The sequence below is a fragment of the Rhodococcus sp. MS13 genome (assembly GCF_013277835.1).
In the GTDB taxonomy this organism is placed as follows: domain Bacteria; phylum Actinomycetota; class Actinomycetes; order Mycobacteriales; family Mycobacteriaceae; genus Rhodococcus_F; species Rhodococcus_F erythropolis.
On sequence record NZ_VBTL01000013.1, the window covers coordinates 277381 to 295492 of the forward strand.

The following is an 18112-nucleotide window of genomic DNA, read 5'->3' on the forward strand; positions in this document are numbered from 1 at the left end:
CGCCCCGCGCTCCGACGCGGAGACCACTTGCGCTGCAATAACGTCGATTCCGTCATAGCGAGAAGCTTTACGGAGGGCAAAAAATGCATGCGCACACCACGACGGAACCAGCCGCAGTGCCGGCGATCACTGCCCGCGGTGTCACCAAGGTGTACGGCACCGGTGAGACCACGGTTCACGCGCTCGGTGGGGTCGACGTGGACTTCGGTCGTGAGCGGTTCACCGCGATCATGGGCCCGTCCGGCTCCGGAAAGTCGACGCTCATGCACTGTCTGGCCGGGCTCGACACGGTTTCGGGCGGACAGGTTTTCCTGGGCGACACCGAAGTCACGAAACTCGGCGACACGGAACTCACCGAACTTCGACGCGAGCGAATCGGATTCGTCTTCCAAGCGTTCAACCTGCTACCGGTGCTCACTGCTCGGGAGAACATGCTGCTGCCGATGAAGCTGGCGGGTAGTGAACCCTCGCCCGAGTGGATGGACGAGGTGATCGGGAAACTGGGCCTGTCGAAGCGCCTCGACCACCTGCCGCACGAGTTGTCCGGTGGTCAGCAGCAGCGTGTAGCTGTCGCCCGCGCACTACTGCCGCAGCCCGACGTGATTTTTGCCGACGAGCCCACGGGAAATTTGGATTCCCGTTCCGGGACCGAGGTTCTGGGCCTCTTGCGCACCAGTGTTCGGGAGACCGGTCAGACGGTTGTCATGGTGACACACGATCCGGTGGCGGCGTCGTATGCGGACCGAGTCGTGTTGATCGCAGACGGGCGTATTGCCGGAGAGATCGACCATCCCACCGTCGACTCGGTGATCGGTGCCATGCGAGCACTCGGTGCCGACGACCTGGCTGATGTTCCTGCAGTTTCGGGTGCACTGCGATGAGGGGTCTGGCTTTTGCCCAGGCGCGGGCACATGCCGGGCGCTATGTGGCTTCGATACTCGCCGTGGTGATCGCAGTCGGATACATCGTCGCGACTTTGACATTGAGCTCGACGGTCGATGCGAGTGTGAGTAAATCACTTGCGACGCAATACGAAACCACGGATGTCGTCGCCTCCGGTCCAGGCGTGACGGAAGCACTGCTGAGTGCGGTGCCGGGCGTCTCGGCAGTCGCCGACGACGTGTCGACGTATGTTCGTGTCGACTCCGAGGCAAAGGGCGCGTCCTACGGGGATGCTCTCTCGATCGCCGACAATCCCGAATTGCGTTGGGAGAACTTGTCGGAGGGTTCGCTTCCGGCCGGTCTGGGGCAGGTGTTGGTGAGCGCGGACTCCGGGATACCGACGGGTGCCCGAATCACTGTCACGGCAAGGGATTCGACGGTCGGTGCCGCTGCGCCCACCGCGCAGGTGGTCGGACTGGTCGATCTCTCCGGTTCGGCGCAACGACTGGGCGGGATCAAGATATTCACCACCGCCGAGCAGGTGAGCGCGTGGGCCGGGGACAGCGCCAAACGTGAGTTCCGTGTCGCCGGTGACGGTTCGCGCTCTCAGCAACAACTCGTGGATTCGATCGCGAGCGCGTTGCCCGCGGACTCCACCGTGTTGACGGGAGAAGAAGCCACCGACAACGCGGCAGCGGAATACATGGGTGGCACCAAGATCCTCAGCACGGTGTTGCTCGCCTTCGGTGCCATTGCCGTTGTTGTTGCCGCGCTGGTGATCGCCAATACGTTTGCCGTTCTGCTCGCCGCGCGCACTCAGGAACTCGCGTTGCTGCGATGCGTCGGCGCCACAGTCAAACAGGTTCGCCGGAGCATTCGCAGCGAAGCCGCTGCGGTCGGCGTGATCGCCTCGGTGATCGGCGTCGGACTCGGTGTCGGACTTGCCTGGGCGATCGGTCGCGTAGCAACGGCCGCAGATGTGCCGGTTCCTCTGTCGTCACTGAGCGTCGCCCCGGTGACCGTGCTGGTCGGTCTTGCCGTCGGCATCGTGATGACGATGCTCGCTGCATCTGCGCCCGGGCGGGCGGCAACGAGGCTCTCCCCGCTGGCGGCACTGCAGCCGATGGAGTCCAAGCCCGAGAGCGTTCAGGTATCGGTCGTGCGCCGGGTTCTGGGCGTCGTGATACTGCTCGCGGGAATCGCGATGACCGTTCTGGGAGTGACGAATCAGCAGGTGCCGGCGGCGACTGCCGGTGGACTCTTTTCGTTCCTGGGGATCGCAGCACTGTCCGGGCGAATCGTGCCCGCGCTGATCAATGCCGCCGGCGGAGTGCTGGCGAGACTGATCGGTCCGGTGGGAAGCCTGGCAGCAGGCAACGCCGGTCGGAACCCACGCCGGACCTCGGCGACAGCCACGGCCCTGTTGATCGGTGTGGCCTTGACGAGCACGCTCGTCGTGGGAATCGCGACGGTCAAGGAAGCCGCACCCGCGGCGATGGACAGTCAATTCCCCGTCGACGTCATGGTGAGCAGTTCCGGTTCGGCACCGCTTCCCGCAGGGTTGGGCACAGACATCGCCGCGGTCAACGGCGTCGGCGCGGTGAGCGGTCTGGACAAGGCCGAACTGACGATCGACGGGCGCGGTTCGTTGGCCGGGTTCGGTGTCGACGCTGCTCGGGTGAAAGATGTTCTGCGTACCGAGATCTCGGTACCCGCGGCCGGTCAGTTGGTGCTCTCGCCCGCTGACCTGACCGAATACAAACTCTCGGCGGGTGAGACGGCGACGGTGCGTGGGGATCGCGGTGCCGTGAACGTCAGCGTGATCGAAGGTGTGAAAGGTCAACCAGCGCTGTTGGATCGAGGCGATCTGGGTGCAGCCGCCACCACGTCGACCACCGATTCCTACTGGGTCAGGTTGGGGACGGACACCGACGAAGAGGCGCTCGCTGCCACCGACCGCATCACCGAACTGGCACGCCAGGAAGCTCCGGGCAGCGATGTTCAAGGAATGACCGAAATGCGCTCGGCGCTCGATTCGATCCTCGACACCATGCTCATGGTGGTTGCCGGGTTGCTGTCGGTAGCGGTGTTGATCGCTCTGATCGGCGTCGGAAACACCATGGCACTGTCCGTTCTCGAACGGCGCCGCGAATCCGGACTGCTTCGCGCACTCGGACTGACCAAGAAGGGAATTCGAGCCATGTTGATTTGGGAAGCACTGCTGGTGGCAGGAGTCGCATCGGTGATCGGAGTGCTGTTCGGGATGGTGTTCGGTGTAGCCGGTACCGCCTCGGTGTTCGGGATCGAGGACGTCGCCCTCAGCGCAGTGCCGTGGGCGCAATTGGTAGCCATCGTGTTGATCGGCGGAATCTGCGGTGTGATCGCGTCACTGCTCCCCGCTAGGCGGGCGGGGCTGGTGTCACCGGTGACAGCTCTCGCGAGCTAGCGTTCAGAACTGCTTCGTGACCTTCTCGGTGCCCACTCGGCGCGCGGTAGCTTCCGCGTCCGGGTGGGCTACCTGCACGAGTGAGGCGCCCGCGGCGAGAACGGCCAGAAGCCCGTCGATCAATTCGTCTGCCGTGTCCCACGTGCGGCTGGAGAGGACACGATCCGTCGACGCCAATTCGACGTTCTTCGCCGATGCCCGTGCGGCGTCGATCGTGTCCGCTACGGACCGGCCTTCCAGCGCCGAACCGGCTCCGGCGCTACGGAACTGGTCCCCGTGGACACGAATGGAGGTTGCGTAGTCGGCGACGCCGAGCGGAAGATCGCTCAAACCTTTGCCGAACGCGTCGAGTGAGAGTGCGGCTACTTCCGGTACGTCCGCAACATCGTCCAGACGGTCGGCAGTGACAAAAGCCAGTTCGGCGTCGGCGTCGGGGGAGAGGACGACCTCACCGCCTGCCCACCACACACCCAGCAAGACGGCGACGCTCTGCCAGTGCGCGGGAAGCAGCACGGCAACTTTGCCACCGGGCTCGAGGGCGAACTCGTCCCGAACCATGTTCGCTGTCTTTGCCGCCCAGTTGGCCAGAGTGCTCGCAGACAATTCGATGCGCTCGCCGGTGGCGTCGTCGTAGTAGGTCACGCGAGGGCCGGCCGGGTCGGCAGCCAGGATCGGTCCGAGGAGGGCGTCGGTCAGGTTGTCTACAGGCGAAGGCACGTAATCAGCTTACGCAGCCGTTCAGTTCACACCGCTGTCAGTTCACACAGTTTTTCAGTTGACACAGCGCGGGCCATTGGAGGCTGCGTCGATCGGCGGACCGGGAGGGGCAGGGGTGGGACTGGTCTCGGTGGTGCTCGCCGATTCAGTCGTGCTTGTCGCGCCTTCGGACGGGGATACCGCGTCCGCGGATTGCGGTCCGTTGTAGTCCTCGGCAATGACAACCCGAACCTTGCCCGAGGACAATGACGAATCCGCCTTGACCGTCAGACCGCCGAGTGTCTCGGCCACCGCGAGTGCAGCGTCGTCGTCCGCGGACTTTGCGAACACCGTCGATTCGGAGACGTCGGAGCCGGTGTTGTTGCCGACCTGACCCTGCTTGTACCCGAGGGCACTCAACGCCTCGGAAACCCCGCTGGCCAACCCCGCGATGTCGCTGGCGTTAGCGACGTCGACCGTGATCGAGGACGCATTCACGGTGGTCGGTGCCTCGGAGGTCTCCTCCGAGTCCTCGCTGTCGGCGCCGACCAATCCGGCGATGTACTTCTTGACGGCCTTGGGATCGACCTTGACGATGGACTCGCCGTAATCGGTCATGCCGTTGATGTCGAGAACGGGAATGGTCTCGAATTGCACCTTTCCGCCGGCCAGATTCTGCAACTGCTTGGCGAATTCGATGATGTCCCAGTCGTCGTCGATGACGACGGAACGCTGAACGGCCGAGGTCAACTGACTGAGCTTACCCGGGTCACTGAGGGTTTTTGCGCTGAGTACCTTACTGACGAGGGACGCCATGAACACCTGCTGGCGAACGATCCGGTCCAGGTCGCCGCGGGGAAGGTCGTGTCGTTGTCGCACGAAGCTCAGCGCGTCGGCGCCGTCGAGTGTCTGTTTCCCGGCTGCGAAGTTGGCCCCGGACATCGGTTCGTCGACTGGCGCGTTGAGGCAGACGTCGACTCCGCCCACTGCGTTTGTCAGCAGGACGAATCCGAGTAGACCGACTTCGGCGTAGTGATCGACGGTGATGCCGGTCAGATTCCCTACCGCCCCGATGAGCGCGGTCCGGCCGGCTTCCGTCGACTTCTTGTCTGCGTCGCTGTCGGACGACCCGTTGTTGACCAACTTCAGTCGCTCGGTTTCCTTGGTGGCACCGAACGCGGCGTTGATCTTCGACATACCGATACCGGGGACGTTGACGTACGCGTCTCGGGGAATCGAGATCGCGGTTGCCGAACTTCCGTCGTTGGGGACGCGGATCAAGATGATGGTGTCGGTGTTGGACGCAACTTCCTCACCAGCGCGCAACGAGTCGAGCTCGCTTTGTGAAAGCGGGTTGCCGTGTGCGTCGGTGCGACTGTCGGTTCCCACCATCAGAATGTCGATGGCTCCGTCCTTGCCCCCACCGAGGCCGAGTCCGCTTGCAGTGGCAAGGCTGTTTCTCAACGAGTCCACACCTCGCCATGCGAACCCGGTGACCAGCAGTACGAGCACGGAGAGCACCGCGACCGCTATGCGAGCCGGGCTCGTCTTGGTCCGAATCGGCGCAGGTCGTGGACGCGCGCGGCGCTGCGGTTGCTGGTGGGACACCCCTTCAGGTTACTGGTCCGATGCTCGGCCGCGGGTACCTCGACGCGGCGTGCCAGACTCAACCATGTGACGAATATCCTGCTCACCGGCGCCCGAGGGCAGCTCGGAACACGTATCGATGCTCTCGCAACGTCGGCGGGTCACACTGTGACGGCCGTCGGTTCCCGCGAGCTCGACATCACAGACAGCCGCGCGGTCGACGACTTCGTCTCGCCCGATTCGGTGCTGATCAACTGCGCTGCGTACACGGCGGTCGACGCCGCCGAGACCGACCAGGAGGCAGCGAGGGCGGTCAACGAGATCGGACCGCTGAATCTCGCGCGAGCGTGTGCGCGGGCCGGTTCGCGGTTGATCCACGTTTCGACGGACTACGTCTTTCCGGGTGACGCGAGCACTCCATACGACGTCGATGCACCGACCGGTCCCGCGACGGTCTACGGCCGAACCAAGCTGGACGGCGAGATCGCAGTACGAGAGTCGGGCGCCGACGTGGCCGTTGTCCGTACCGCGTGGGTGTATTCGGGTGGCGGTACGGATTTTGTCGCCACGATGCGCAGGCTCGAAGCCGAACGAGAATTCGTGAACGTCGTGGACGACCAGATCGGGTCACCCACGTACAGCGTCGATCTGGCCGGCGGCATCGTCGAACTTGCGCTGCGGGACTTCACGGGTGCGTCGACGTTCCACCTGACCAACGGCGGGCAAGCCAGTTGGTACGAGTTGGCGCGAGCGGTGTTCGAGGAGATCGGAGCAGACCCGGCGCGGGTGCGCCCGTGCAGCAGCGCGGACTTCGTGCGCCCTGCGCCCCGCCCGGCATATTCGGTTTTGTCCGAGCGCGCGTGGGTTACCGCGGGAATGACGCCGCTGCGTCCGTGGCGAGAGGCTTTGCACGCCGCTCTGGCGTGAGCATTGTTCGGGGCAGTGCCCGTGGGCGGCTAGGCTGACCGGCGTGAGTCCCAAGCTGGCCGTGGTAACGGTGACGTACTCCCCAGGCGAGCATCTCGAGAATTTCTTGAGCACGCTCGCCGCGGCGACGACAGAAAAACCCCAGGTCATCATGGCCGACAACGGGTCGACCGATGGTGCGCCGGAGGCGGCGGATGCCAAGTACGAGCATGTTCGTCTGCTTCGTACAGGGGGAAACATCGGCTACGGCGGAGCGATAAATCGGGCTGTGGCGGAGATCGATTCGTCGATCGAATTTGTCGTGATTTCCAATCCTGACGTCCAATGGGCACCCGGTTCACTCGACGAATTGGTCGCTGCGGCAAATCGGTGGCCAAGGGCCGGTGCACTTGGGCCGAAGGTCCTCGAACCGGACGGAAGTGTCTATCCGTCGGCACGAACGGTGCCCGACATCACCTCGGGAGTCGGGCACGCGTTGCTCGGCACCGTGTGGCCGAAGAACCCGTGGACTGCTCGTTACCGTCAGGAGAACGAGGCCGTCACCGAGCGCTCCGTCGGTTGGCTTTCCGGGTCGTGCCTGTTGGTACGACGTGATGCCTTCGACGCCATCTCCGGCTTCGACTCGCGATACTTCATGTACATGGAGGACGTCGATTTCGGTGATCGCCTCGGAAAAGCCGGGTGGCTCAACGTCTTTGTTCCCTCCGCTGTCGTGACCCATGCCAAAGGCCATGCGGCAGGCCGGCATCCGGAACTGATGCTGCCCGCCCATCATCGCAGCGCTTACCAGTTCCAAGCTGATCGTCATCCGCACTGGTGGCAGGCTCCGCTGCGACTTGCCTTGCGCGGTGGCCTGGCCGTGCGGTCCAAGATCGCCGTAGCTTCTGCTGTACGCGAGCGCGCTCGCACCGACGACTCGACCGACAACCCATCAGTTTCGAACCACGGGGGAAAATGATGTCCGATCCGAATCCGACCGACGCCGTAATCCTGGTAGGCGGCAAGGGCACTCGGCTGCGTCCGTTGACGCTGTCGGCGCCCAAGCCGATGCTTCCGACCGCCGGCCTTCCGTTCCTGACGCATCTGCTTGCCAGGATCGAGGCTGCCGGTATCAAGCACGTGGTGCTCGGAACATCTTTCAAGGCAGAGGTATTCGAGGACTACTTCGGCGACGGCTCCAAGATGGGGCTCGAGATCGACTACGTCTTCGAGACCGAGCCGCTGGGCACCGGTGGCGGAATCCGCAACGTACTCCCGAAGTTGCGCGGCGACAACGTCATGGTGTTCAACGGTGACGTGCTCGGTGGCACCGACCTGAACGCCATTCTCGAGACCCACGAGAAGACGGACGCCGACGTGACACTTCACCTGGTTCGTGTGGGAGACCCGCGTGCATTCGGTTGTGTTCCGACCGACGAGGACGGACGAGTCTCGGCATTCCTGGAGAAGACCCAGGATCCGCCGACGGATCAGATCAACGCCGGCTGCTACGTCTTCAAGCGCGAGATCATCGAACAGATCCCGGAGGGACGACCGGTATCGGTCGAGCGCGAGGTGTTCCCGAATCTCCTGGCCGAGGGCAAGCGGGTGTTCGGCCACGTCGACTCGTCGTACTGGCGTGACATGGGAACCCCCGAGGACTTCGTTCGCGGTTCCGCCGACCTGGTGCGAGGCATCGCGCCTTCGCCGGCTCTCGAAGGTCCGCGCGGCGAGTCGCTCGTTCACCCCGGGGCGGGAATTGCGCCTGGCGCCGTCCTGATCGGCGGCACGGTTGTCGGCCGTGGCGCAGAAGTCGGCGCAGGTGCGCGCCTCGACGGTGCGATTCTCTTCGACGGCGCCGTTGTGGAAGCCGGTGCGGTAGTCGAACGATCGATCCTCGGATTCGGCGTCCGTATCGGACCACGAGCACTGGTCCGCGACGCCGTCATCGGAGACGGCGCGGACATCGGTGCGCGGTGCGAATTGTTGCGCGGCGCACGTGTGTGGCCGGGGGTGACGCTGCCGGACGGTGGCGTGCGCTTCAGCACAGATGTGTGATCGTTAGCTGACCTACTGGAATACTGGCGGGTATGACTTCTCTTCCGAGCCGTTACGTTGCCCTCGGTGACTCGTTCACCGAGGGCGTCGGCGACGCCGACGAACGATTCCCCAACGGTCTGCGCGGGTGGGCAGACCGAGTGGCCGAGCAGCTGGCGGTGAACAACCCCGAGTTCCGCTACGCCAACCTGGCGATTCGTGGTCGCCTACTCGGACCGATCATCGACGAGCAGTTGGAACCCGCTCTGGCGTTGAAGCCCGATCTGGTGACCATCTACGCCGGCGGAAACGACATGATGCGTCCGAAGCTCGACATCGACGCGATGGTCGACCGCTACGATTCGGCAATCGGCCAGCTCACTGCTTCCGGTGCGCAGGTTCTCATGTTCACCGCATACGACACCGGATGGTCCGCCTTCTTCGGCAAGCTCCGCGGACGCCTGGCGATTTACAACGAGCTTGTTCGCGAGGTAGCGGACCGCCACGGCGCGACCCTCGTCGACTTCTGGCGATTCTCCGAATATCAGGACCTACGGATGTGGGACTGGGATCGCCTCCACATGTCGCCCGCCGGGCACGAGAACATGGCGACGCGGGTGCTCGACGTACTGGGCGTCGAACACGGATTGATCGCGCCCGACCTCGGGCCTGCGCCGGTTCTCACGAAAGCGGAAACTCGTCGCGAGGATCGTCAATGGGCGCGAGAGTTCTTGGTGCCGTGGGTAGCTCGGCGCGTGAAGGGAACATCTTCGGGCGACGGCGTGAGCGCCAAGCAGCCCGAGCTGTCTCCGATTCAGTCCTGATTCTTGCGCTGATGGGCGAGCGCTACCAGGTGGTCGATGGTCTCGCGTTCGGCAGTCGGCGGTAGCGCGTCCACCGGCCACCACCGGAGGTCGGTGGACTCCGCGCTGCGGGCGATATGTGAATTGTCCGGCGCCACAACAAGAAACCGTAGATCGAGATGTCTGGTCGGGACCCCGAGTGAGCACGTGATCGGATGTGTGTGGGCGGAGAGTAGGTCCGCGTCTATCCGAACGTCGTGAATTCCGGACTCCTCGCGAGCCTCCCGCAATGCCGCATCGACTACCGTCTCGTCGTCGGGCTCGCAGTGACCTCCGAGCTGAATCCACCTGCCCACCTTGGGATGCAGGGTCAGCAGGACGTGGCAGCCACTCTCGTCGAGAACCAGAGACGACGCGGTGATGTGTCCCGGGGCATGGCGACGAAGGCAGCCGTCCGGAGCCGAATCGAGGAACGCGAGCATCGTGTGCCGCAGTGACTCGTCTGCCTCGGAGGACGTCGACCAGCCCTCCAGGACGCCCTTGGCGGAGGCGTGCAGCGATTCGGCTGACATGACCTACAGCTCCACCAACGCGTCCCCAGGGGCGGGGGCCGTGCGCGGAGTCAGTGGTTCGAGGGGGTACCCGATTGCGACTGCGCCGAGTGGCTGCCAATCGGCCGGGAGATCGAGTTGTTCGCGTACGAGGTCGGCGGCGAAGATCGTCGATCCGATCCAGCAGCTTCCCACGCCGCGTGTGGCCAGCGAGACCAGCAGTCCCTGCACTGCCGCGCCGGCAGCGACGGTGAACATCGTGGACTCCGCCGCGGTACGTCGGGCATCCGGATAACTATGTGCGCCGTCGGGCACGCAGAAGGGAATGACGACCTCGGGGGCATCGAACAGGATGTTTCCGCGGGCAACCCGCGCGTCGACGGATTCGTCGCTACGACCGTCCGCACGCAGATCGGCGGCCCACTTCTCACGCATCTGCTCGAGGAGCGACGTGCGGACCGACTCGGTCCGCAGCCACACGAATCGAACAGGCCTCGTGTGGTGGGGCGCTGGAGCGGTGAGTGCCTCGGCGATCGAGCTGCGAATGATCTCCGCGTCGACGGGATCACCTGCGAACTGCCGAACCGACCGACGCAACAGCAGCGCCTGGCCGCGGCCCATCGCCGTAGCCTCCTCGGTTCCCAGCCAGAACAGATCGTCCGGGCCGCGACGGATCAGATCCTGGCCACTCGAACCGTCGTCCTCGAATCGGAGTCCTCGCACGACGGCGACGGGAACGCCGCCGAGCTTGCCCTTGACCAGATCGCCCGCAGCGGCGATCTCGTCCGCGATCGCGATCTCGGTGACGATCAGATCGTTGCCCTGGCTGTCCTGTGCCCCGAGGTAGCCGTGCAGGACCGGAATGCCGGAGGAACCGATCGCGGCATCGGTCTGCCCGTTGCGCCACGCACGACCCATCGTGTCGGTCACGACGACGGCGACGGACTTGCCCGTGCTCTCGAGAATTCGGGCACGCAGCCCCGCTGCGCTCGCATCGGGATCCACGGGGAGCAGGGCGAGTTCGGCACTGTCGACGTTGGAGCCGTCGATGCCCGATGCGGCCTGCACGATGCCGAGTTTGTTCTCGGTGATCAGAGTGCGGCCCTTGCGGGCCACGACGCGGACGGCTTCCTGATCCACCAGGAGGCGTCGTGCTGCGTCGCGCTCTTCCGGATCGGTCGGCGAGGAAACGATGCGACCCTCGACTTTTGAGAACACCTTGCTCGTGACGACAACGACGTCGCCGTTCTCGAGCCACGGTGTCGCGTCGACGACAGCGGCGGCCAAGTCGTCTCCGGGCCGGAACTCGGGAAGGCCGAGCACGGGAATGACTTCGATTGCGGCGCCGGGGGAGTGATCGCCGGGAGAGTGATTTCTGTCGCGGCTTGCTTCGGTTCCGGGCTCGGTCACAGTTCGACTCCGGCGATCTCGAAAGCCGTTCGAACCATTTTTGCGGTCTCTTCGGGGGACGTCATCAAAAGTGGGATGCTTCGCACGTCCACCCCGTCGATGTCGGCCGTGTCACCTTCGTCGACGAGCCAGCCGTCGAGAATGCCGTTGATCGAGCGAGCTCCGTAGTGGCGACCGATCGCCTCGGAAGTCGTCTCGACCCCGATCACTTCGAGGCACTCGTCAGCCATGCCGCGCAACGGTTTTCCACCGATGACGGGGGAGAGGCCGACAACCTTGGCCGCGGTGGTCCGCAGGGCTCCGCGAATGCCGGGCACCGCGAGGATCGCGCCGACGCTCACGACGGGATTGGACGGTGCGATCAGCACGATGTCGGCACCGTCGATCGCCTCGACCACCCCCGGCGCGGGCTTGGCCTGCTCGGCGCCGACGTGAGCGAAGCTGTGAGTTTCCACCTGTGCTCGATGGCGTACCCACCACTCCTGGAAATGAATCGCCTTCTGCTCACCGTCTTCCGGATCGGTGATCACGACGTGTGTTTCGCTGCGATCGTCGCTCACGGGAAGCAGTGCGACACCCGGATTCCAGCGATTGCACAACGCTTCGGTGATCGCGGACAACGGATATCCCGTGCGGAGCATCTGGCTGCGAATCAAATGCGTTGCGATATCGCGATCTCCGAGGCCGAACCAGTCCGGCTTCGCTCCGTATGCCGCGAGTTCTTCTTTCGCATTCCAGGTTTCGCCGGCGTGCCCCCACCCGCGTTCGGTGTCGATACCGCCGCCGAGTGTGTACATACAAGTGTCCAGATCGGGGCAGATCCGCAGACCGTGCATCCAGACGTCGTCTCCGACGTTGACGACGGCCGTGATGCGATGTGGGCCTTCGTATTTCTCGAGGGATTCACCACCGGCGATTCCGAGCGCATTTTGCACACCTTGAAGGAAACGGGCCCCGCCGACGCCGCCAACCAATACAGTCACGTTCACGACAACAGAGCCTAGGCGGTCGGCGCGTCGTCGTGTCTGGCGGGCAGAAGGTCCCGTCAATTGGGGGCCGGAATACTAATGGATTCATCTCGTTTAGCTTGACCGCGACACGCTGGACGTGTGTAATCTCAAATGTGTCATTCCAACCGCTACTTGTGAGTTCACTTGCAGCGGGGCCGGTTTCGAACACAGTTTCGAACGGTCGACGGGGTGGGGTTGAAGATGGAGTGAAAATTCTGCGCTATTACAGGTGAGGAGGCGGAACGATGCCCAATGAAAATGTCGAGATCAGTTCTCTCGCAATGACAGTAAGCGACGAACCGCAGACCGATTCCCGAGCAGGCGCAGCAGAAGGTGCCTGCAGCAGTGAGTTCGACGGTATGAGTACTCGGCCAGTGCTGAGTCTCGTCACCGGCTTCGAAGAATTGTTCGACACCATCGAGGATCAGTGGCAGGAGCGTGCTCTCTGCGCGCAGACCGATCCCGAAGCGTTCTTCCCTGAAAAGGGTGGATCGACGAGGGAAGCAAAACGGATCTGCCTCGGTTGTGAAGTTCGTGACGAGTGCCTCGAGTACGCGCTCGCGAACGACGAACGGTTCGGAATCTGGGGAGGGTTGTCCGAGCGCGAGCGTCGGCGACTCAAGCGGGGGATCATCTGATCTGCTGCTGAATCGGTTCTGTCAGCGTCGGGGCTGACGGGCGGTCTTCGAAAGTCTGACCTGCAACGGGGAATTGCAGGTCAAGCAACGACTGTTTTGTTCTTCGTGTGGATTTACTTCTTCGTGTGACATCAGTTTTTTCGTCTGACGGTGCGTCAGTCCTCGTCGGGCAGTATCAGTCCTCGTCGGGCAGTGTGGGGTCGATGACCTGTGGGTCGACGCCCAGATACGTGCCGACTTGATGGACCAACACGTCGTGCACCAGATCCGTGAGTTCTTCCGGATCCTTCGCGCGCTGCTCCAACGGGCGGCGAAACAGCACAATTCTTGCGCGAGTCGTATTTCCGTGACGGTCGATTCCGGCCGGAATCAGTCGTGACAGTGGAACCGGGCCGTCTGCGATGACCTCCGGCGGCCATGTGACGGACTCCGGATCGTGCGCGTGAATCTTCGGAACTTCGTCCACCGCGATGTCGAGTTTCGTCAACCGGTCGTGCCACGCGAGGTCGACGGGCGAGAAGGCGTCGAGCACCAGGAGATCGAACTTCTCAGCCCGGGTACGCCTGGCCGGCACCTCCGGGGGAAGGAGTGGTCCGCGCAGGCCACGGCCGTGTCGCTCGATGGAACGAGTGGTGACCGAGCGTCGGCGGCGAGCTTGTGGCATGGCGCCCAGATTACGACAGAAGAAACTGCTCGGTGTGTCCGAGTAGGTTCCGGACGTGGGGAGGGCTAGGCTCCGTACCTGTGAGATCTCTGCGTCGCTGCTGCCGCCCCGGGTGCAAGAACCCCGCCGTCGCGACGCTTACGTATGTCTACTCGGACTCCACTGCGGTTGTCGGGCCGCTGGCAACCGTCGCCGAGCCCCATTCATGGGATTTGTGTGACACTCACGGCTCTCGAATCACCGCCCCCAAGGGCTGGGAACTCGTCCGCCACGAAGGCGGATTCGCGTCGAGCACTCCCGACGAAGACGATCTGACCGCTTTGGCCGAAGCTGTACGTGAAGCCGGTCTCGGAGATCGCAACAAGTCCAACGTCGACGCAGATGAGGACATACGTCCCGCGGCTCCGAGTACTGCCCGTACAGGGCGTCGTGGACACCTCCGCGTACTGCCCGACCCATCCAACTGACGCGAGATTCGTCGCCGCAGACGCTAGGCTCGACCGAGTACTTCCACACCCGAGTACTGCGAATCTCCGGACGCCATGCGCCCGGACGTTCCCGTCTGTGAGGGTGCATGCACAAGGAGAGTTTTCAGTGGGGCGAACAGCCGAGTCGGTTGCTGCAATCATCAAGGCGTACGACGTGCGCGGCGTGGTCGGTGAGCAGATCGACGAAGATTTTGTCCGCGACGTGGGAGCGTCGTTCGCCCGTCTGGTCCGTGACGAGGCCGGCGCTGCCACGACGGTTGTGATCGGCTACGACATGCGTGCATCGTCGCCCACACTGTCTTCTGCTTTCGGTGACGGCGTGCTCGCTCAAGGACTCGACGTCGTCTACATCGGATTGGCGTCGACCGACGAGCTCTACTTTGCATCCGGTTTGCTGAACTGCCCGGGCGCGATGTTCACGGCGAGCCACAATCCGGCCAAGTACAACGGCATCAAGATGTGCCGGGCCGGCGCCAAGCCCGTCGGTCAGGACACCGGCCTGGCAGTCATCTCCGCCGAGGTCGTCTCGGGTGTTCCCGCGTACGACGGACCGGCAGGTACCGCCAGCACGAAGGACGTCCTCGAGGAATATGCGAGCTACCTCCGCGGATTGGTCGACCTGGCTGCGTTGCGCCCGATGAAGGTCGCAGTCGATGCAGGAAACGGCATGGGCGGCCATACCGCGCCGGCCGTATTCGGGCCGATGCCTCTCGAAGTCCTCCCGCTCTACTTCGAGCTCGACGGCACGTTCCCCAACCACGAAGCCAATCCGCTCGATCCGGCCAACCTCGTCGATCTGCAGGCCTACGTGCGTGAAACCGGAGCAGACATCGGCTTGGCTTTCGACGGTGACGCGGACCGTTGCTTCGTCGTCGACGAGAAGGGCGACCCCGTCTCTCCGTCCGCGGTGACGGCACTTGTCGCCAAGCGCGAACTCGCGAAGGAACCGGGCGCGTCGATCATCCACAATCTGATCACATCGCGGGCAGTGCCCGAACTGGTCGAAGAACTCGGCGGCGTCGCGATCCGTACCCGAGTCGGCCACTCGTTCATCAAGCAGGAGATGGCCGAGACCGGTGCCGTCTTCGGCGGCGAGCACTCAGCTCACTACTACTTCCGCGACTTCTGGGGCGCCGACTCCGGCATGCTCGCGGCGTTGCACGTACTCGCCGCACTGGGCGAGCAGGACCGTCCGCTCTCCGAGTTGATGGCGGAGTACACCCGCTACGCGGCGTCGGGCGAGATCAACTCCACGGTGGCTGATGCGGCCGATCGCACCGCCGCTGTGCTGGCAGCATTCGCGGACCGCACCGACTCGGTGGATCGCCTCGACGGTGTCACGGTCAGTCTCGAGGGAAATGCCTGGTTCAACTTGCGCGCGTCCAACACCGAGCCTTTGCTGAGACTCAACGTCGAAGCACCCACGTCCGCCGATGTCGACGCATTGGTGAACGAAATTCTGGCGATCGTCCGGGCTTGAATCCGAGTCTGATCGGTTTGTCGGTGAGCCGAAGCCCTGGGATAGTTGGGGGACTATCTCGGGAACGACTGCCTCGGGAACGAGGGCTTTGCCACCACGGACCGCGTAGAGCTGGAATGCTGGATGGTGCGGGAACTGCTAACGGAGAAGGGGGTGCGGTGAGATGACAGCGCCGATGCCGCTTCTCGACCTCGACGACAGCGAGGGTTTGTCGGCTGCCGATTCGGAAGGGTTACTGCGGTCTGTGGCCATGGGGGGCGCACAGATTCGGGCCACCGCATCGGCCGTCGGCGAGAGTGTGATCTCTCGGCTGGCCGGTCTGCGCCCGCGCAGCGTCGTGCTGATTGCCGGTGCCGGTGGCGCTCGGCACGGAGCCAGGATGGCGCTTGCTCTCGTCGGAGATTCGATCGGTTGTCCGCTCCTCGTACTCGACCGGACGCCGTCGTGGGCGGGACCGTTGGACGTGATCGTCGTTGCCGGTGACGATGCCGGTGATCCGCGCCTGGTCGAATCCGTCGACAGTGCAGTTCGCCGTGGCGCCGAAGTTGTTGTCGCCGTTCCGGACGAGGGGCCCATGCGGGCCGTGGCGGCCGGGCGCACCATGTCGTTGCCGCCGCGGCTCTACGCCTCGCCGAGGCACACGATGACGCGGTTCCTCGCCGTCTTCCTCGCCGTTGCCGCCGAAATCGAGGGCAAGGGATCGATCGAGGACCGTTCGGCGGTGCTCGGTCGAATCGCCGACGCCGTTGATGCGGAGGCGCTGCGGGACGGGCCGGCCAACGAGGTATTCCACAACCCGGCCAAGTCGTTGGCCACCAGAATGAGCGGCCGGCGGGTCGTTCTGTGTGGGAGTGGTTCCGTGACAACAGCACTCGCAGAGTTCTCGAGCGTTTCGCTGATGAGTTCTGGCCTGAATGCCGCTGCCGCCGAGATGTCGGAGGTGATTCGTTCGGCACGAGCTCTGTTCGCGCCGGACGCAGCTTCGCGTGATTCGGTGTTCCACGACCCGTTCTTTCACGATCCGCAACTGGACGGCGCATTGCCGACCCCACCGGCGCGGGCGTTCGTCTTCGCGACGGAATCCACGCGCGGGGAGGCGAGACGCCGGATGGACGCACTGGCCGACGCCGATCTGGTGGTGGCGGCAGACGAAGACCAGACCAACGTGGTGATATCGGAGATGGAGCAGGTATTCGTGTTGGCGTCTCGAGTAGACATGGCCGCGGCGTACGTGCAGTTGACGGGCGGTGCGAAGTAAGTGCGTGAACTCGAAGGTGCACTTCGTTCTTACGCGTGGGGCTCGCGAACGGCAATTGCCGAACTACGCGGTCTTGCGACCCCGTCGAATCATCCCGAAGCGGAGTTGTGGTTGGGCGCGCACCCGGGTGACCCGGCGCGCGTGATCACCGAATCCGGAAGCGAGTCGTTGCTCGAGGTCCTGCACCGCGAACCCGAGCGTGAACTCGGCCGTGAGAACCTCGAGGCATTCGGTGAGCGACTCCCATTCCTGCTCAAGTTGCTTGCGGCGGAAGAACCGCTGTCGCTTCAGGCGCATCCCAGCGCCGTTCAAGCCGACGAGGGTTTTCGTCGTGAGAACGCACTCGGCGTTCCCATGGAATCGCCGATTCGCAACTACAAGGACGGCAGCCACAAGCCCGAACTCGTTGTCGCGCTGAGCAGATTTGAAGCGCTTGCCGGATTCCGCGAGCCGACGCGGACTGTCAAACTGCTGCGCGCTCTGGCCGTCGACGAGTTGGAGCCGTACATCGGTCTGCTCGAAGGCCAACCCGATTCCGACGGACTCCGGGCGTTGTTCACGACATGGATCACGCTGCCGTCCACGGTGCTCGGGACGTTGCTCCCTGCCGTGCTTGCGGGGTGCATCACCTACGTCGCGCACCACGACGCCGAATTCGTGACCGAGATCCGCACCGCGCTGGAATTGAGCGAGGCGTACCCCGGCGACGCCGGCGTTCTGGCGGCACTGCTGCTCAACCGCGTCACACTCGAGCCCGGCCAAGGACTGTTTCTCGCTGCGGGAAATCTCCACGCGTATCTCCATGGACTCGCGGTCGAGATCATGGCCAACTCGGACAACGTGCTGCGCGGCGGGCTGACGCCCAAACACGTCGACGTGCCCGAACTGTTGAGGGTTCTGGACTTCGTCGGGGCCGATATCGAAGTGCTCGATCCGGCCCCGTCGCCAGGATCAGGTCAGTCAGGATCAGGTCAGTCAGGGTCAGGCAGATACGAGTACGTCACGCCTGCGCCCGAATTTCGTTTGACGCGTCTGGAGTTCGACTCGAATGCCACCGACCTCGTTGTCGAAGCCGGCGGCCCGCGGATCCTGATCTGCACCGACGGCGCGGTCACTGCGACGTGCGGTGCCGACACTCTCGACCTCGATCGGGGCCGAGCCGCGTGGATTGCTGCCGACGAGCCCGTAGTACACCTGACCACACGAACCCCGACTGCGCAGGTTTTCAGTGCAGTGGTCGGTCGATAGGAATCTCG

At 64.0% G+C, this 18112-nt stretch carries 17 protein-coding genes; 11 read left to right on the forward strand and 6 right to left on the reverse strand.

Annotated features, from left to right (window positions below; genetic code table 11):
- Positions 1-83 precede the first annotated feature (83 nt).
- A complete protein-coding gene (locus tag FEZ59_RS27015) occupies positions 84-881 on the forward strand; it encodes an ABC transporter ATP-binding protein (protein WP_019747760.1) in 798 nt (265 codons plus the stop codon).
- Positions 878-3328 carry an ABC transporter permease gene (locus tag FEZ59_RS27020; RefSeq protein ID WP_134998767.1) on the forward strand — a complete coding sequence of 817 codons (2451 nt, stop codon included), beginning with the start codon at positions 878-880 and terminating at the stop codon, positions 3326-3328. The genes FEZ59_RS27015 and FEZ59_RS27020 overlap by 4 nt, the downstream gene beginning before the upstream one ends.
- Before the next feature lie 3 nt (positions 3329-3331).
- On the opposite strand, the gene FEZ59_RS27025 is transcribed toward FEZ59_RS27020, so the two are convergent.
- Together FEZ59_RS27025 and FEZ59_RS27030 are read right to left on the reverse strand one after the other, a co-directional pair.
- Positions 3332-4045, reverse strand: a complete 714-nt coding sequence (locus FEZ59_RS27025) for a TIGR03089 family protein (RefSeq protein ID WP_020969208.1) — start codon at positions 4043-4045, stop codon at positions 3332-3334.
- A 54-nt stretch (positions 4046-4099) separates the two neighbouring features.
- Entirely contained in the window at positions 4100-5584 is a 1485-nt protein-coding gene (locus FEZ59_RS27030) for an LCP family protein (protein ID WP_134998849.1), read from the reverse strand.
- A 114-nt stretch (positions 5585-5698) separates the two neighbouring features.
- Between FEZ59_RS27030 and rfbD the strand changes: the two genes are divergently transcribed.
- From rfbD to FEZ59_RS27050, 4 genes are read left to right on the forward strand one after another with little or no spacing between them, the layout of a single operon-like run.
- Entirely contained in the window at positions 5699-6538 is an 840-nt protein-coding gene (gene rfbD, locus FEZ59_RS27035; protein WP_019747764.1) for a dTDP-4-dehydrorhamnose reductase, read from the forward strand.
- Positions 6539-6581: 43 nt separating this feature from the next.
- Complete coding sequence (locus FEZ59_RS27040; RefSeq protein ID WP_019747765.1) at positions 6582-7496, forward strand: glycosyltransferase family 2 protein; 915 nt, start codon at positions 6582-6584, stop codon at positions 7494-7496.
- Positions 7493-8575, forward strand: a complete 1083-nt coding sequence (locus tag FEZ59_RS27045; protein WP_019747766.1) for an NDP-sugar synthase — start codon at positions 7493-7495, stop codon at positions 8573-8575. Before FEZ59_RS27040 ends, FEZ59_RS27045 begins: the two co-directional genes overlap by 4 nt.
- Before the next feature lie 32 nt (positions 8576-8607).
- The gene (locus FEZ59_RS27050) at positions 8608-9378 is read left to right on the forward strand and encodes an SGNH/GDSL hydrolase family protein (protein WP_134998768.1); all 771 of its coding nucleotides are present in this window, start codon (positions 8608-8610) and stop codon (positions 9376-9378) included.
- On the opposite strand, the gene FEZ59_RS27055 is transcribed toward FEZ59_RS27050, so the two are convergent.
- Genes FEZ59_RS27055 through cofD form a run of 3 tightly spaced genes read right to left on the reverse strand, consistent with a single transcriptional unit; the run spans position 9369 to position 12307 of the window.
- Positions 9369-9929 carry an NUDIX domain-containing protein gene (locus FEZ59_RS27055; protein ID WP_172933454.1) on the reverse strand — a complete coding sequence of 187 codons (561 nt, stop codon included), beginning with the start codon at positions 9927-9929 and terminating at the stop codon, positions 9369-9371. The genes FEZ59_RS27050 and FEZ59_RS27055 overlap by 10 nt on opposite strands.
- Before the next feature lie 3 nt (positions 9930-9932).
- Positions 9933-11318: a coenzyme F420-0:L-glutamate ligase gene (locus FEZ59_RS27060; protein ID WP_134998769.1), complete on the reverse strand. Its 1386-nt coding sequence runs from the start codon at positions 11316-11318 to the stop codon at positions 9933-9935.
- Positions 11315-12307, reverse strand: a complete 993-nt coding sequence (gene cofD, locus FEZ59_RS27065) for a 2-phospho-L-lactate transferase (RefSeq protein WP_003940958.1) — start codon at positions 12305-12307, stop codon at positions 11315-11317. Before cofD ends, FEZ59_RS27060 begins: the two co-directional genes overlap by 4 nt.
- A gap of 380 nt (positions 12308-12687) precedes the next feature.
- Between cofD and FEZ59_RS27070 the strand changes: the two genes are divergently transcribed.
- Positions 12688-12966: a WhiB family transcriptional regulator gene (locus tag FEZ59_RS27070; RefSeq protein WP_020907098.1), complete on the forward strand. Its 279-nt coding sequence runs from the start codon at positions 12688-12690 to the stop codon at positions 12964-12966.
- 175 nt (positions 12967-13141) lie between these two features.
- On the opposite strand, the gene FEZ59_RS27075 is transcribed toward FEZ59_RS27070, so the two are convergent.
- Positions 13142-13630 (reverse strand): metallopeptidase family protein, encoded by a 489-nt coding sequence (locus FEZ59_RS27075; protein WP_003940797.1) that lies wholly within the window; start codon positions 13628-13630, stop codon positions 13142-13144.
- 80 nt (positions 13631-13710) lie between these two features.
- Between FEZ59_RS27075 and FEZ59_RS27080 the strand changes: the two genes are divergently transcribed.
- The 4 genes from FEZ59_RS27080 (at position 13711) to manA (ending at position 18104) form a co-directional block, all read left to right on the forward strand.
- The gene (locus FEZ59_RS27080; protein WP_020969213.1) at positions 13711-14097 is read left to right on the forward strand and encodes a DUF3499 domain-containing protein; all 387 of its coding nucleotides are present in this window, start codon (positions 13711-13713) and stop codon (positions 14095-14097) included.
- Positions 14098-14224: 127 nt separating this feature from the next.
- Positions 14225-15598, forward strand: a complete 1374-nt coding sequence (locus FEZ59_RS27085; protein ID WP_020907099.1) for a phosphomannomutase/phosphoglucomutase — start codon at positions 14225-14227, stop codon at positions 15596-15598.
- 163 nt (positions 15599-15761) lie between these two features.
- Entirely contained in the window at positions 15762-16856 is a 1095-nt protein-coding gene (locus tag FEZ59_RS27090; protein WP_020907100.1) for a hypothetical protein, read from the forward strand.
- Complete coding sequence (gene manA / locus FEZ59_RS27095) at positions 16857-18104, forward strand: mannose-6-phosphate isomerase, class I (RefSeq protein ID WP_046378332.1); 1248 nt, start codon at positions 16857-16859, stop codon at positions 18102-18104.
- Positions 18105-18112 lie beyond the last annotated feature (8 nt).

Coding starts and splice junctions, on each gene's coding strand:
- FEZ59_RS27045 (WP_019747766.1), top strand. CDS start 7,493: ATGATGTCCGATCCGAATCCGACCGACGCCGTAATCCTGGTAGGCGGC.
- FEZ59_RS27020 (WP_134998767.1), top strand. CDS start 878: ATGAGGGGTCTGGCTTTTGCCCAGGCGCGGGCACATGCCGGGCGCTAT.
- FEZ59_RS27050 (WP_134998768.1), top strand. CDS start 8,608: ATGACTTCTCTTCCGAGCCGTTACGTTGCCCTCGGTGACTCGTTCACC.
- FEZ59_RS27055 (WP_172933454.1), bottom strand. CDS start 9,929: ATGTCAGCCGAATCGCTGCACGCCTCCGCCAAGGGCGTCCTGGAGGGC.
- FEZ59_RS27090 (WP_020907100.1), top strand. CDS start 15,762: ATGACAGCGCCGATGCCGCTTCTCGACCTCGACGACAGCGAGGGTTTG.
- FEZ59_RS27075 (WP_003940797.1), bottom strand. CDS start 13,630: ATGCCACAAGCTCGCCGCCGACGCTCGGTCACCACTCGTTCCATCGAG.
- FEZ59_RS27015 (WP_019747760.1), top strand. CDS start 84: ATGCATGCGCACACCACGACGGAACCAGCCGCAGTGCCGGCGATCACT.
- FEZ59_RS27070 (WP_020907098.1), top strand. CDS start 12,688: ATGAGTACTCGGCCAGTGCTGAGTCTCGTCACCGGCTTCGAAGAATTG.